General features: G+C 65.3%; 13 protein-coding genes. 10 read left to right on the plus strand and 3 right to left on the minus strand.

The genetic code is table 11. The features are described from left to right. Window positions 1–13: 13 nt before the first annotated feature. Together AC5ZH6_RS24070 and AC5ZH6_RS24075 are read right to left on the minus strand one after the other, a co-directional pair. Window positions 14–1,531: a PEP-utilizing enzyme gene (locus AC5ZH6_RS24070; RefSeq protein WP_288337370.1), complete on the minus strand. Its 1,518-nt coding sequence runs from the start codon at window positions 1,529–1,531 to the stop codon at window positions 14–16. A gap of 233 nt (window positions 1,532–1,764) precedes the next feature. Next, window positions 1,765–2,379: a TetR/AcrR family transcriptional regulator gene (locus AC5ZH6_RS24075; RefSeq protein ID WP_094601205.1), complete on the minus strand. Its 615-nt coding sequence runs from the start codon at window positions 2,377–2,379 to the stop codon at window positions 1,765–1,767. A 166-nt stretch (window positions 2,380–2,545) separates the two neighbouring features. Between AC5ZH6_RS24075 and AC5ZH6_RS24080 the strand changes: the two genes are divergently transcribed. The 8 genes from AC5ZH6_RS24080 to AC5ZH6_RS24115 are packed head-to-tail and all read left to right on the plus strand — an operon-like array spanning window position 2,546 to window position 11,731. Beyond that, window positions 2,546–3,400, plus strand: a complete 855-nt coding sequence (locus tag AC5ZH6_RS24080; protein ID WP_240524014.1) for a DUF7064 domain-containing protein — start codon at window positions 2,546–2,548, stop codon at window positions 3,398–3,400. Window positions 3,401–3,410: 10 nt separating this feature from the next. Further along, window positions 3,411–4,025 (plus strand): winged helix-turn-helix domain-containing protein, encoded by a 615-nt coding sequence (locus AC5ZH6_RS24085; protein WP_094601206.1) that lies wholly within the window; start codon window positions 3,411–3,413, stop codon window positions 4,023–4,025. After that, a complete protein-coding gene (locus AC5ZH6_RS24090; protein WP_240524015.1) occupies window positions 4,022–5,560 on the plus strand; it encodes a pyruvate, phosphate dikinase in 1,539 nt (512 codons plus the stop codon). The genes AC5ZH6_RS24085 and AC5ZH6_RS24090 overlap by 4 nt, the downstream gene beginning before the upstream one ends. Then, window positions 5,557–7,167, plus strand: coding sequence for a PEP-utilizing enzyme (locus AC5ZH6_RS24095; protein ID WP_288337366.1), 1,611 nt, complete (start codon window positions 5,557–5,559; stop codon window positions 7,165–7,167). The genes AC5ZH6_RS24090 and AC5ZH6_RS24095 overlap by 4 nt, the downstream gene beginning before the upstream one ends. Further along, a complete protein-coding gene (locus AC5ZH6_RS24100) occupies window positions 7,164–8,231 on the plus strand; it encodes a DUF7064 domain-containing protein (protein WP_288337367.1) in 1,068 nt (355 codons plus the stop codon). The genes AC5ZH6_RS24095 and AC5ZH6_RS24100 overlap by 4 nt, the downstream gene beginning before the upstream one ends. A gap of 4 nt (window positions 8,232–8,235) precedes the next feature. Then, on the plus strand, window positions 8,236–9,900 hold the full coding sequence (locus tag AC5ZH6_RS24105; RefSeq protein WP_288337369.1) for a PEP-utilizing enzyme: 1,665 nt from the start codon (window positions 8,236–8,238) through the stop codon (window positions 9,898–9,900). Continuing rightward, entirely contained in the window at window positions 9,897–10,592 is a 696-nt protein-coding gene (locus AC5ZH6_RS24110; protein WP_094601208.1) for a tyrosine-protein phosphatase, read from the plus strand. Before AC5ZH6_RS24105 ends, AC5ZH6_RS24110 begins: the two co-directional genes overlap by 4 nt. 35 nt (window positions 10,593–10,627) lie before the next feature. Further along, window positions 10,628–11,731 carry a TIGR03857 family LLM class F420-dependent oxidoreductase gene (locus tag AC5ZH6_RS24115; protein ID WP_094601209.1) on the plus strand — a complete coding sequence of 368 codons (1,104 nt, stop codon included), beginning with the start codon at window positions 10,628–10,630 and terminating at the stop codon, window positions 11,729–11,731. Window positions 11,732–11,756: 25 nt separating this feature from the next. Here AC5ZH6_RS24115 and AC5ZH6_RS24120 read toward each other — a convergent pair whose 3' ends face one another. Beyond that, window positions 11,757–12,353 (minus strand): TetR/AcrR family transcriptional regulator, encoded by a 597-nt coding sequence (locus AC5ZH6_RS24120; protein ID WP_265078076.1) that lies wholly within the window; start codon window positions 12,351–12,353, stop codon window positions 11,757–11,759. Between the two features lie 289 nt (window positions 12,354–12,642). Between AC5ZH6_RS24120 and AC5ZH6_RS24125 the strand changes: the two genes are divergently transcribed. Together AC5ZH6_RS24125 and AC5ZH6_RS24130 are read left to right on the plus strand one after the other, a co-directional pair. Then, window positions 12,643–13,596: a hypothetical protein gene (locus AC5ZH6_RS24125; RefSeq protein WP_094602099.1), complete on the plus strand. Its 954-nt coding sequence runs from the start codon at window positions 12,643–12,645 to the stop codon at window positions 13,594–13,596. A gap of 111 nt (window positions 13,597–13,707) precedes the next feature. Next, window positions 13,708–14,664: a PaaI family thioesterase gene (locus AC5ZH6_RS24130; RefSeq protein WP_496167913.1), complete on the plus strand. Its 957-nt coding sequence runs from the start codon at window positions 13,708–13,710 to the stop codon at window positions 14,662–14,664. The last annotated feature ends 27 nt before the right edge of the window (window positions 14,665–14,691 follow it).

Raw genomic sequence — 14,691 nt, forward strand, 5'->3', positions numbered from 1 at the left:
GCACAGGGAACGCTCAGGCGGCACTCGTCGATACGATGTGCACAGTCCCACCCACCCCGTCAACGCTGACCGTGTCACCCGTGGTGATCACCCGAGTCCCGTTGCCGGTGTTCATGACACAGGGAATTCCCAGTTCGCGTGCCACCACCGCGGCGTGGCTCATCATCCCACCGATGTCGACCACCAGCGCCGACGACAGGAACATCAACGACACCCATGACGGGTCCGTGGTGTGTGCGATCAGGATGTCACCGTCGTCGACGTCGGTCGTAGCCGGATCCGTGACCACCACCGCGCGACCGGTCACCGTGCCGGGAGAAGCACCGACACCGTTCAGACAGACCTCGGTGTCCGCTGCCGCGGCCGGTGCATCCGGTGGCGACATACGTTCGGGCACCGGGTTTCCGGTCCACGTCGGCGGCAGGATCAGCGACTCGTAATCGGCGCGCTGCGCTCGTCTCTCACTTACGATATCGCCGGCGCCGGACGGCAGCGGCCGTGCGAGTTCATCGGCGGTGAAGTAGAACGCGTCTTCCGGATCACTCAGTGATCCACTCTCTGCCGCGTCGGCTCCGAGGCGACGTGCACAGGCGCGCAAGACATCCAGCGTCTGCAAATAGGTCACCTTCCCCACGCCGCGCAGGGGGATGAAACGTCTGGCGAGGCGCAGGGTCAGATCCACGCGGATTCGTCCTGCCGACGAGTTGGTGCGGAGCTTCTCGGTGGCACTGGCGCCGCGCTGCTCGAGCTCAGCGGCTCTCGCCCGCGGACTCTCGGTCTCCGGTAGCGATCCGAATCGCGCGACCATGCGTTGCACGTGGCCCGGGTCCTCTCGCCAACTGACCGAGGACACCTCACCCTCGCCCGCACAGTGATACCCGTGCCTGCTCATGAACTCGTCCATGTCGAGTTCACGTCGTGACACCGCCCACATGTCGGTCAGTACCACTGATTCCTCATGGGAGCCATGGCCTCTCAGGAGATCCGTGAGATCCACGCCGGCTGAGTCGGCCAGTGACGAGATCTGGTCCTGCACGGGTTGAATGGCACAGGCGCTGACAACTGCCTGGAGGGCCAACGCGTCGGTGAATCTCGTTCGTGCATCGATCAGAAGACCACGAGCCCCGTCGGCGGACAGTTGCCCGAGCGATGCCAGCGAACGACGCCACCACGCGTCGACCTCGCGGCGATCGCGTTCGATACGACGCGCGATGGTGGCCAACGAGCGTGGGTACCGCAAGGCGATGGCGGGAAGTCGCCGGTTCGACGGATGACTGACGAAGTCGGGTGGGACAAATCCGAAGAAGTCCCTCGACAACGACTCTCCCGATTGACCGGGTACGAGATCACCCATCTCGCAAAGGAAGTCCACCCGCACCGCCATCCTCCCGAAGAAGGCGCCGGTGATCCGATCGGCCGGATCCGCCGGGATCACAGCCTGACTCGGAGGTAGCACTCCCATCTCCCGGAATGGCTGCCGAAGGCCCATTTCACTGGCCGGGACCCACACGCTCGAGGTAAGAGGCGTCATCACTCCCGGCACCGCCTCGGCGAGATTGACCGAACTCCACGAGGCGTCGGACGGGGAGACGAAGTTGAGGATGTTCATGAGGAGGACTCCATTTCGGCGGGCACATCGTTCGTCGGTGCACGGCACTGGGGACAAGATAACCGAGATAGCCCATTTTTCGAAGAAGAATTAAATTACTACACCAAGATCGGCTGCGGCACAGGTTCTTCGAATAACAAGCATGCCCCCGTCGTTCACACGGTCAGGAAGCCCTCGACGATCAGCGTGAGGCCGGCCGTGAAGGATCGGTCGGTGAGCTCGGCACCGGCCAGGCGATCGCGCAGGCCGGGAGCGCTGACCGACGGTACGTCGTCGGGGAGAACGCGGCGCCCCATCGTCGAGAACTCGCGCGTTCGAGAGATCCGATACAGGGCCGCGCCCACGGTGTAACTGAACATGCTGACCAACAGATCGTCGGCACGGGCGTCGGGGACGCCGACTCTTCGCAGCAGCTCCAGGATTGCCGAAGCAGCCTCGGTCGCCACCGGCCCCTGAAGGCGCCTCGTAGACATCACCTGCGCAAGCGACGGGTGCCCGACCAGCAGCGCGTGAAACGCCGAACCCCATCTGGCGAGTTCGACACTCGGATCGCCGTCGATGTCGACGGGGTCGACCGTGCGAAGCGACTCGTCGACGACCAGGTCGATCAGCTCCTCCTTGCCCGCGACGTGTCGGTAGATCGCCATCGGCGTGACGCCGAGTTCCGTCGACACCCTGCGCATCGTCACGCCGCCGATGCCCTCGACATCGGCAACGGCGAGTGAGGCCTCGACGATTCTCCGACGGTCCAGACCAGCGCCATGTCCCACGTTCGCCTCCTCTTGTGAGCCTTGTCACGCCGAAGTATACGTTGTAGACTCGCGCTCAGTTTTTACGAACGATTCAAAAATCTATCCGGAGGTACCCGTGCCCGTCAGCTCACAAGCCGTCTCGTTCCATTCCACTTCTTCCATACAGACCACATCATGGGGCCCGTTGTCCGAACCGGTGCACGACGACGCAGCCGGCAGCGGCGACCCGGTGTGGAAGGACAACGCATACCTCTCCTACTGGGACGTCGAACGGAAGATATTCGGCAGCTTTCACGTCTCGACCTCACCGAACGGCGACGGCGCTCGCCGTGCTCGTTGCTCGCTGATCGTCGGCCACGACGAGGTCGAGATCATCGAGACCCTCGATCGAGGATCGTTTTCGAGTGAGTCCATCTCCTTCGGCCTGGATGGCACCATCACCGTCTCGCACCCCGACCTCGAGGCGTCCTTCACCAACACGCCGCTGCACACTCCCGCGGACTTCTCCCTCCACGAGCTCATCCCGCCCCTGGTTCCGGGGAAACCGTTGCAGCACTTCCAGCAAGCGTGCAACATCCGCGGCGATTTTACTATGCACGGCTCGCAGCATCACCTCGACGGGCTCGGAATGCGCGACCGCACATGGGGTTTCCGCGACGAAGCGGCCCAGTGGGCCGAGTACGCCGGTCTCGTCTGCGTCTTCGACGGAGCATTCCTGACCGCCATGAAGTTCCTCGGCACCGACGGCCAACTCGGCACCGACGGCTACCTCATCGATCACGAGGGAGCGCGCCATCTTCGCGAAGTGACGTTCCGTCGGACCGCAGCCGCCCAATTCCTCGCCGCCACCTTGACCTTCGACGACGGTTCGAGCCGCCGATGCACGATGCACAGTCGGGAAGCGGGGTTCTTCGTCCCGATGGGGGTAGAGACCGAGGGACCCGCTTTCGGTACCTACGACGATTTCATGACCCTCGACCTCGACGGCGTACCCGGAGCCGGCTTCTTCGAGCAAGGCATCGTCCACCGCGTTGCGTGAGGAGACCACAGTGACCGACACCATCAGCGTTCTGCAATTGCTCCGTCTCAAGGGGCGCACCACCGTGGCCGCTCTCTCGGAATCCCTTGGCATTCCCGAGGAATCATGCGAGACCCGGATTCGTCCGTTGATCGACGAGGGGCGGGCCATCGAGACGAACGGCCGGCTCCGGGCGACTCCCGAAGGACGGGAACACCTGACCCAACTCCTCGCCGAAGAGCGCGCCGTTCTCGACACCTCCGAGGTCGAGACGCTCTATCGCGAGTTCGATTACCACAATGACGAACTGAAGTCACTGATGACCCGATGGCAACTCAAGTCCGAGGACACCCCCAACGACCACTCGGACGCCGACTACGACGCAGCCATCATCGACGACCTGACGGCGTTGCACCAACGGTTCACCCCGCTGTTGGCGCGAATCGTGACCGTCATTCCCCGACTCGGGCACTACCCCGGACGATTCGACCGCGCGATCTCCCGTATCGGCGACGGCGACCACTCATGGTTCGCCAAGCCGCTCGCCGACAGCTATCACACGGTGTGGTTCGAACTGCATGAAGACCTCATCGGCGCCGCGGGGCGCACCCGAGCCGACGAAGCCGCCGCCGGACGTGCGCTATGAGTGCGTCCACCATGCAGCCGCAGGCCGAGGCCGACGTCATCGAGCTCGATGGGGGCACCACGCTCGACCGCTCGCTGATCGGCGGGAAAGCCTGGAGTGTTCAGGAGATGCGCATGCTCGGCATTCCTGTCCCGCCCGCCTTCGTGATCACGACGTCGGTATGCCGCGAGTATTACGCCAACGATCGTCAGGTGCCCGAACGCATCTGGGATCACGTTCGCGCACAGATGAATAAGCTGGAGTCAGCCACCGGCCAGGTGTTCGGATCCGCCGAGAAGCCATTGCTGGTGTCGGTGCGCTCCGGTGCCGCGACCAGTATGCCCGGAATGATGGACACGATCCTGAATCTCGGGATGACCGCCGGGATCGAATCCGCACTCGTCCGTCAATCCGGCGATCGCGAGTACGCGGGCGACACCCACCGCAGATTCGTCGAGCAGTTCACGTCGGTGGTCGGCCGACCGCCCCCGGGCGACCCATGGGAGCAACTCCGCCAGGCGATTCGATCGGTACTCGACTCTTGGCACAGCCCGCGCGCGGTCGCCTATCGCGGCGCCCGCGGCCTCGACGACGACGCCGGCACCGCGGTGACGGTGCAGGCGATGGTCTTCGGCAACCTCGGTGAGAACTCCGGTACCGGTGTCCTGTTCTCCCGCGACCCGTTGACCGGCTGCAAGGAAATCTACGGCGAATGGCTTCCCGGAGGGCAGGGCGAGGATGTCGTCTCGGGCCGGATGGACGCACTACCCCTGAACCGTCTCGCCCAGACCCTCCCCGGCGTCCACGAGCAACTCCTGTCGGTCACCGGCGTCCTCGAGAAGCACGGCCGCGATGTCCAGGACATCGAGTTCACCGTGCAGGAAGGCCGATTGTGGCTGCTTCAGTGCCGCGCGGCGAAACGCACACCCGAGGCGGCGGTCCACTGCGCGGTCACCATGGTCGACGAAGGGCTGATCACCCCGGACGAGGCGCTGGACCGGGTGAGCGGAGACCAGATACGCGCACTGTTGCGCCCGCACCTCGATCCGGCCGCCGCTGCGAAAGCCGTTGTCATCGCACGTGGGAAACCGGCCGCACCGGGAATCGCCGTCGGAATCGTGCACACCGACACCGATCGGGCCGAGGCCGCAGCCGACTCCGGTGTCGACGTGATCCTGGCGAGACCCACCACCGACCCCGATGACGTTGCGGCCATGGCGATCGCGAAGGCGGTGATCACCGAACTCGGTGGAGCGACGTCACATGCGGCCGTGGTGTGCCGGGAGATGGCCATCCCGTGCGTGGTGGGGTGCGGCTCGCACACGGTGTCCGAGATGGACGGACGAACGGTGACGATCGACGCCGGAAACGGTGTCATCTACGACGGAGAAGTTCCGACGTTCCACATCGAGTCCGAGTCGGCCGAACTCCACCGCCTTCTCGCTTGGGCCACAGATGATCTCGGATTTTCCGTAGCTCGTGACGATTCTCCCGCCGACCTGCAGCTGCTTGCCGGCCTTCTCGACACCCGACTCGCGGAAGGCAACTCCCGATGACGACACGAGAGCAGATGCTCACCACCCTCGACAGCGCCGGGGTCGCGCCGGAGACCACGTGGACCACCGGCAACGTCGCCGAGGCATTTCCCGGGGTCTTCACCGCCTTCGGCATCAGTTTCGTCTTCGAGCCGATGGAGATGGCCTTTCGGCGGATGTTCTACGACCTGGGTGCATTCTCCACGGCCGACCTCGTGGTCCCCGACTCCGTCGATGACTGCTTCTGGAGCCTGTTCGCCGGCCGGGGAGCGGGAAACATCGACAAGTTCCGCCAGGTCGCCGATGTCCTTCCGGGCACCTCCGCGACGGCCATCGAAGCGCAGCTGTTCGGTTACGTGCGTCCGGAAACCGTCGATGGGAACACGATTCGCCGCTATCCGATGATCCTCGCCAAGGCACCTCGGTGGGTGGCATCGACCCCCAAACGCCACGACAGCATGTTCGCCGGCCTGCGACGGTGGAGACTCGACCAACTTCCCGGGATCGGCATCGCCGACGAGTCGACCTGCTTGGCCGTCCTCGCCGACGCACGTCGCCGATTCGAGGACATCATGACCATTCATATGGGCGTGGCGTTCGTGAGTTCGGCGCTCGCCGACAAGGTTGCCGAATTCGCCTCGGCTGCAGGGGTGCCCGGACTCGAACAACACCTCCTGTCTGGTGTCGGCTCGGACGAGAACGAGGTCGCCCACGACCTGTGGGCACTGGCGCACGACGAGATCACCGAACTGGACTTCGTCGATCGGCACGGCTATCACGGGCCCGGCGAGGGGCAGTTGTCGGGCCGAACGTGGCGGGAGGATCTCGGGCCCGTCCGGCAGCGTCTCGATGATTACCGATCCATCCCGGCCGGTAGCCCGAAGGCACCTCGGTCCCGCAGTTCGGCCCAGGTGACGCTTCGCGACTCCGCTCTGCGACAGCTCCTCGCCGCCACACCCGCCGTCAAGCGACGGCCCACGGCACTGCTCGTGCGTTGGGCCGCACGGTTCCTCGCCCTCCGAGAGCAGGGCAAGGCCGGATATCTGATGACCTACGACGTCGCGCGAGCCGCGGCCCGGCGGCTGGGTGACCACATGGTCGGCCACGGCGTCATCGCCGACCGCGAACACATCTTCCATCTCCGCTACGACGCACTGGTCGCCGGAGTGTCGGGAGACCAGCGGGCACTGGTGAACGACCGAATCGCCGAGTACACCCAACGCACCGAGTTACGGCTACCGCAGGCCTGGCAGGGTACGCCGGAGATCGTGAAGGTCGGTGAGGGCAGCGGTGAACTGCTGGGCCCCAACCAAACCCTGAGCGGAGTGGCTGCGAGCGGCGGCGTCGTCGAAGGCCGTGCGCGGGTGGTGCACGACCCGTCGGAGGTCGAACTCGACGACGGCGACGTGCTGGTATGCGAGACCACGGACCCGAGCTGGGTCTCGCTGTTCCTGGTCGCCGGGGCGGTGGTCACCGATTACGGCGGACTACTCAGCCACGGACCCATCGTGGCACGCGAACTCGGACTGCCCTGCGTGTGCGGAACCGAGACGGGAAGCAACCGCATACCCGACGGCGCGCACATCCGCGTCGACGGCGACAAGGGTGAGGTCACGATACTGGCATGACGAACTCAGACACCATGTCGACGAAAACACAGATCATCAAGGGCAACAACCCTTTTCAGGTCCATCCCGACACCGACCTGCTCCACCCTCCGTCGTGGTCGGTACCCGGGTGGAGCGAGACCATGTTCTTCCACGTCTGGTCGCCCGAGAACGGGGTGGGCGTCTTCATCCATTGTGGCCGATGGCCAGCCGATCTCGAACTGTGGTGGGCCCAAACGATCGTCATGCTCCCGGACGGTGAATTGCTGGTCGACCGCTCCTGGGGCCGTGCGCCAGACCGGCGGGGCCCGGCCACCGGCAACCTTCGGGTCGAGTGCCTCGAACCGCACCGCCGGTGGCGCCTGGCCTTCGACGGCGCCGGCGAGTCCACCGATCTGGCACGGATGGTGAGCGGAGCGACCGGCGCCGGACCGGCCGTGGCAGTCCGTTTCGACATCGAGATCACCGCAGCCGCACCGGTGTGGGATATGCACGGCGCCTTGGGTTTCGACAACCTCTCGTGGGCGTCCTTCCACCACACGCAGGGTTTCATCGCGCGTGGCCGGATACACACCGTCGACCAGGAGTGGCTGATCCGGGGTGTTGCGGTACGCGACCACTCCAGCGGTGCTCGGGACGTGAGCCGACTTGGTGGACTGCACTTCTTCGTCTTCGTGTTCCCGGAGACGTCGCGGGTGACCAACGGGCTGGTCAATTGGCAGGTCGACGGCACCGTGGATCATCGTGTGTTCACCGACCAGCTTGCCGGCACCGCCGAGACCGGTACACAGACACGCTGCACCGGCCTCACCGACTTCCGGACCCATGAGCCGCAACGGATGTCGGTGTTCATCACCCGCTCCGACGGGCTCCATGAATTCGCGGCGCAACGATTACACGGCTACACGCTGACCTTTCTCGCACCGAACGAGAACATCAACGGTGTCGCCCTGGACACCGAGCCGGATGCACTGGTGGTCACCCAGTCGACGGTTCGGGTCACCGGTCCCGACGGCGCCATCGGCTATGGGGTCATCGAGCGCGATTACCGTCCCTCCCAACTACCTTCTCCCGAGGAGCGCTGACACGATGTCGCGATTACATGCCACCGACACCACCACTCCACCTACGAACGACCATATCTCCGATGACTTCTCGGATAGTCCGGTACACGTACCGGGTCACTCACTGCGATGGACCACCGCCAACGTCGACGAGGGACTGCCGGGAATCGTCACCCCACTCACATGGTCGTTGTACTTTCCGCCGACCGAGCAGACCATGCGGGACTGCTGGGTCGACCTCGGGGTGATGCCGAGATCGAGTCGCCCCATCCCCGAGGATGTCGATCGCCGTTTCCTTTCGGTGGCCTTCGGTCATGCAATCGCCAACGTCGACAACATGGGACAGATGGCGGCGCGCGTGCCCGGCGGATCCGCGGCGATGATGGAGGAACAGCTATTCGGATCGGTGCAGGCCGGCGGCCTCCCCGAACCACGCGGATGGGCAAAGGTCCGCAGGTATCCGATCGTGGCCATCAAGTTCCCGATCGCTCTGCGGCGCGCCACCAAGGAGTTCCGGTTCATGGCGGCCGAGACCGAGCAGTGGTGGCGTACAACGGTCAACAACCTGGCCGAGGCGAATCTCGAGGAGGCGCTGGCCACGCTCGTCGAGGCGCGCGCCATGTTCGAGCGGGGCCTGTCGGTGCACATGGTGCTCTCGATGGCCGCCCAGGGGCTCATGGGCCAAGTGGAGAACATGGCCGTTGCCGCCGGGCTCCCCTCGGGCGGCGAACTCATCAAGAGTGATGAGGGCACAGCGGAATTCGAGCTCGTCCGCGACCTGTGGCGGCTCTCCCGCGACGAGATCGACATCCCCACCTTCTGCGATGCGCACGGTTACCACGGGTCACGCGAGGGATTGGTGGACTCGGTGGTGTGGCGGGAAAACCCCACGGCCGTGGCGACACTCGTGGAGCGCTACCGCAACCGACAGGGTTTCGAAGACGTCGACGCACTCGTTGCGCGACGCCGCACCGAGCACGCCGAGTCCGTCCGCCGCCTGCACGCAGGGCTGCGACCAGTACGACGCCGGGTCGCCGACGTGCTCTTGGCAGTCGCCTCGCATGTTCCGGCATGGCGTGAGACCGGGCGGGCCAACATCCTGCGCGGCGTCGACGTCGCACGCGCGTCGGCTCGTGTCGTCGGCGCCCGTCTCGCCGAGTCCGGCCGACTCCGCCGGCCGGAGGACGTCTTCTTCCTGACCATCGACGAACTCACCGAGCGCAACTCGCAGGATCTCACCGCACTCGTCGATCACCGTCGCGCGCAACATCGCGCATACCAGAGCATCGAGCTACCGCACGTCTGGCGTGGTGTGCCCACACCCGTGACAGCGACACCTTCGCCGATCGACGGCGTCGCGCCGGAGGTGTCGATCAGTGGTCTCGGCGTGAGTGCGGGGATCGCCGAGGGCGTCGTCAAGGTCATCACCGACCTCGACGACGCCGATCTCGACGATGGAACCGTCATGGTCTGCAAAGCCACCGACCCCAGTTGGGCGTCGTTGTTCCCCTTGGCCGTGGCGGTGGTGACCGATGTGGGCAGCGCGATGAGCCATGCGGCCATCGTCTGCCGAGAACTAGGTCTGCCCTGCGTGGCCAATACTCGTAGCGGGACAACAGATCTCAGCGACGGAATGCTAGTCCGCGTGGATGGTTCCACCGGTGTCGTCGAAATCCTCTCGGCTCGATGACCCCCCGCGCCCCGGTGAATCTCCGAGACCTGGGCACCATGGTGGTGGTCGGCGGTGGCCGCACACGGGTGGGAGCACTGCTGCGCAGCGATGCACCCTACGACGGGGACGACCTCTCGATCCTCGACGCCGTACCGGTGAGGACGGTGATCGACCTGCGCTCCGAGCACGAAGCCGCCCGGCGGCCGTATCGCTGGTCTCCGACGGTCACCGTTCACCGGCGCCCGCTCTATGACGCCGGGGACCTCGGTTCGCTCTCGCCGGCCATGACGCTCACCGAGCTGTATCGCGACATGCTGGCGGCGTCGAGGTCACGAATCGCTGCGTTACCAAAGATCGTCGGCCACGGCGGCGCGACACTGATCCACTGCACCGCCGGGAAGGACCGCACCGGCATGGCCGTCGGCGCGCTCCTGCTCCTGGTGGGCGTCGACCCCACCGATGTCGCACGGGATTACCGGGCGACCCAGGACAACATGCCCGCCGTCCTCGAACGCGCGCACGACGCAGGCGTCATTCCGTCGACCCTGATGCGACCGGAGTGGGCGCAGGCGCCCGACGTCGCCATCGATGTTCTGATCGACGAGGTGACCCGGTGGCCCGGTGGTGCCCGTGCGTGGTTCCTCGATCACGGTGCGTCACCCGACGACCTGGACTCGACGATCGCGTGGTTGACCGCGCGCGAGAACTGACGACCCCCCCCCCCCCCCCCCCGAAAGGACTCCACATGCACGCTTCGAATGCCCCCACCGCCGATGACCTCAGTGCTTACCTGATTGCCGGGCGGGTCACCTCCAGCACACCCGACGACGCCACCTCTGAAACTGACTATCGTACTGTGGCACAGGGGATTTCCGACGGAAGTGAAGCTGAAGAACTCGGTTTCCGCAACGTCTTCCTCTCCGAACGATGGAACCTCAAGGAGGCTGCGGTGATCCTCGGGGCAGTCGGTGCCCGCACCGGCCGCGTGGGTCTCGCCACCGGGCTGGTCTCCCCCGCGCGCCGCCATGTATTGCACATGGCGGCCTTCGGCGCGACCATGCAGGCCGCCTTCGGCCCCCGGTTCATTCTCGGGTTGGGACGAGGGGATCACGCGTACCTGCGCCACGAGGGTCTACGTACCGCGGGTTTCGACGGTATCTGCGACTACGTCGACATCCTGCACCGACTCTGGCGGGGCGAGAAGGTCACCTACGACGGCCCGGCAGGCACCTACCGCAACATCAAACTCGGCGATGTCTACGAGGGCGAGCACCCGCGGGTCTGGTACGGCACATTCGGTATGCCCCGCGCCGCCGACGCCGTGGCGCGCTCGTTCGACGGCGTGATCCTGCCGCCGATGATGAGCCCCGAGGCCACATCACGGTCGGTGGCCCGCCTGCGGTCGGCGTGCGAGCGGATCGACCGGGACCCGGCAACCCTGCGGATCGTGCAATGCGTGGTGACCGCGCCGGACCTCGACGAGCGTGAAACACGAGCACTGGCTCACGCACGCGCGGTCACCTACCTGCAGGCACCCGAGTACGGCGACGCGCTGGTCCGGGTCAACGGATGGGATCACGAGCCGGTCACGCACTTGCGGGCGGCACTTCGCGTGGCACAGGAGTCGTCCGGCGACGAGTTGGTCGACACCGCCTTTCACCGTCGACAACTCCTCGACGCCGCGGATCGCGTCCCCGACTCGTGGATGAGCGACTCGTGCGCATTCGGCACATCTCGGGAGTGCGTCGAGCGTCTGCGCGCCTTCCGTGAGGCCGGGGCCGATGAGATAGCGACCTACGGCAGCACGCCGGCGCAGAACGCGAAGGTCATCGCCCAGTGGCTCGAGTGAGCATCAGATGAGCCGTCTTCTGGGGTCACCGTCCGTACAGGGCACCGGTCCACATGGCCACCAGCGGGGCGACAGCCGCTGACTCGTCAGGCAATTCGGGTTCGACTCCCAGACCGGCAACATGCAGCACCCGCTCGGTGCCCCAGAACAGCGACGTGGCGAGCAGTCGACTGTCCACCTCGGAACTGACCATCCCCTCGGAACGCTCACGGTCGATCTCCAGGGCGCCGGCGGCGACAAATCGTTCCACGATCGCCAGCCAACGTTCGCGTAATTCTGCGTCCTCGTGCCAATGGCGACTCGTGGCCCGCAGGACGAGTCGGTGTCGTCGCCACGCATCGGCCACCGCAGCGATGCTCGTTTCCAGTGCCCGTTCCGCATCGGTTCCGTCGGAAGGGATCAGGAACGGCGACACCTTCTCGAAGATGTCGTCCATTGCCCGCGACAGCAGTCCGCTGAGGACACCGAACTTCGATTCGAAGTAGTAGTAGAACGACGCACGGCTCACTCCCGCCTCGGCGAGCACATCGGCGACGCTGAGATCGCCGAACTCCTTACGGGCCATCAGCTGCAGGGTCGCGCCGTAGATCTCGTCGGCGACCGGCGCCCCTACCGGCGCAATCCCCTGGCGCCGCGCTTTGGAGCGGGTCGTGTTGGCCACGCCGTCGACGATACCGTCGTCGCCGGCCACGCGACCCGGAGCAACCTGCTCTGTATCGTTTATTTTATTTTCAAATACCCATACACATTGTCAGGCCATCCTGTTAGTGTGAGGCAGTACACACTCCGAAAGCCGCTTCCGGCGGTCAAGGAACCGTCCACGACCTGACCGAAAGGACCACATCGTGTCATCCGCACTGACCTTGGCCGATGGCTGGATTCTGGAATCCACCGAGGGTTGGCCGCCCAATATGCAGCCAGCGCCCGGGCCGTTCGATGCCAGCCTCACCGCCGAGATCATCTTCTTCTTCGTCGCCGGCGCACTGGTCGTCGTCTTCGCGCTGCCGTGGGCCATCCGGGCCGCCGTCAAGAGCAAGAACTACATTCCGCTGCTCGTGATGGGCAGCGGTCTCATCTGCAGCCTGCTCGAGCCGATGCTCGATCTGTTGGGTCACCTGCACTGGGCCCGGAACCTACTGCCGGCATTCACCAACTTCGGTATCACCGTGCCCGCGTTGATCCCGCTGTGTTACGTCGCCTTCCTCGGACTCGAGGCCTATTTCTGCTACTTCGTCATCCGCAACGGCGCACGGCGCAGTCACTTCATCATGTTGCTGGGTGTCGGCATCATCACCGACGCGCTCATGGAGACAATCGGCATCAATCTCGGGGTCTATCTCTACTACGGCACCCAGCCCTTTGAGTTCCTGAAGTTCCCGTACTGGTGGGGCTTCATCAATGGTGGTTCGTTCGTCACCATCGGCGCGATCCTCGCCTTCGCGGTGCCCCGCTTGCACGGCGTCTCCAAGCTCCTGCTGCTTCTGGTTGCACCATTCGGCATGATGGTCGCCTACTTCGGCGTCGGCTGGGTGCACATCCTCGCCCACAACTCAGCGCTGCCGACCTGGGTTCGCTGGATTGCCGCGGCAGTCATGATGGTCATGATGGTCGGCTGGATGTGCATATTGCACCAACTCGTGGGACGCAAGGACGACGAATCCGCGCCGGCATGGAACCTGTGGCGGCTCTTCGCCTACTCACGCTTCGGCTTCAGCAAGGCCAGCCGACAGCGCCTGTGGGAACGCATGCTCGACGACGCCGGACCGCAGGCGCGTGCCACACTCGCCCGCGACCCGGAGGATCCGGCGCAGGCCGTGGTCGGACCCACCCCGCCGGCACGCACGAACACGCCAGAGATGGTCTGAATCAGCGGATCTCGACACTCACCAGGAGTCGGCCGGCAGCAACCGCTGCCGGCCGACTCCTGTTGCACCCTCGGCGAACTCCTTCCCACCGAAGTGGATAGCATTCGATCGATGAGCAAATCACCTGTAAACGAATCACCCATGGACGAACCACCGACGACCGAACTACGCAGAGCGCTACCGATTTTCGATGCCGACAATGCGAGTGCATCGATGGGTATCACCCTTGATGCACTCGACGCCGACGGAGCCGAATTCATTCAGGTGACCCAACCCTGGTTCGCGGGCATGGACGGCCACATATCCAGAGCATCCCTGGGACCGCTGCTCGATGCCGTACTCGGCGCGATGGCCTACATCCACACTCCCGAGCGAACATTCGTCGTATCCGCACTGCACGCTGCGTTCGTCGGCGACTACGGGGACGGCGATGCGCTGATTGCACGTCCGACGTCGATCCTCACCGATGCCGTGTCGGACACGGTGGTCGTCACCGCGCAGGTGTCCCGCTCCGCTGACGACAACCAGGTGGTGGCCACGGCGAGCTGTCGTGCAGTTCCGGTCGAACGCCCGCGAACCGACGTCACCACCGCGCACGGCGTTCTCGCCCCAAACGATGCGATCGGCAGTGCGCCAATCGATCCCGGCGTCTCCGGTCGCGAACAACTCGACGCCTGCATCGGTGGGACGTCACTACCTGCACCGCTACCACGGACGCTGCAGATGACGGTGACCGGGATTCACGAGTCGAGGGTCACCGGGCGGTGGCTACCCGCAACGTGGATGACCAATCCGCTCGGCTCCGTGCAGGGCGGGATCGTGTTCGCGGTGGCCGCCGAAGCCGCGTCACTGGCGGCCACGCTCGTGCGCGCTCCGCACCAGCAGCTGCGCTTCGGCGATGTCGCCGTCGACCTGTTGGCCTCACCGCAGCCCGATCTCGACATCGCGTGGACCGCGATGCTGGTCCGATCCGGCCGGCGCCTGGTCTCGGTCGAGGTCACGATCGGCGATCCGGCGCACTCCTCGGTCTACGCCCGGGCGCGCTGCACATTCTTCCGCGTCGACTGAACCAATCAGCCTCACACCGGGATACGC

This window comes from Gordonia sp. YC-XJ4, from assembly GCF_059511865.1.

Bases quoted from the DNA above. Each gene is read 5' to 3' on its own strand.
- AC5ZH6_RS24110 (WP_094601208.1), top strand. From the start codon at position 9,897: ATGACCCCCCGCGCCCCGGTGAATCTCCGAGACCTGGGCACCATGGTG.
- AC5ZH6_RS24070 (WP_288337370.1), bottom strand. From the start codon at position 1,531: ATGACGCCTCTTACCTCGAGCGTGTGGGTCCCGGCCAGTGAAATGGGC.
- AC5ZH6_RS24105 (WP_288337369.1), top strand. From the start codon at position 8,236: ATGTCGCGATTACATGCCACCGACACCACCACTCCACCTACGAACGAC.
- AC5ZH6_RS24090 (WP_240524015.1), top strand. From the start codon at position 4,022: ATGAGTGCGTCCACCATGCAGCCGCAGGCCGAGGCCGACGTCATCGAG.
- AC5ZH6_RS24100 (WP_288337367.1), top strand. From the start codon at position 7,164: ATGACGAACTCAGACACCATGTCGACGAAAACACAGATCATCAAGGGC.
- AC5ZH6_RS24095 (WP_288337366.1), top strand. From the start codon at position 5,557: ATGACGACACGAGAGCAGATGCTCACCACCCTCGACAGCGCCGGGGTC.
- AC5ZH6_RS24115 (WP_094601209.1), top strand. From the start codon at position 10,628: ATGCACGCTTCGAATGCCCCCACCGCCGATGACCTCAGTGCTTACCTG.
- AC5ZH6_RS24125 (WP_094602099.1), top strand. From the start codon at position 12,643: ATGCAGCCAGCGCCCGGGCCGTTCGATGCCAGCCTCACCGCCGAGATC.
- AC5ZH6_RS24130 (WP_496167913.1), top strand. From the start codon at position 13,708: ATGAGCAAATCACCTGTAAACGAATCACCCATGGACGAACCACCGACG.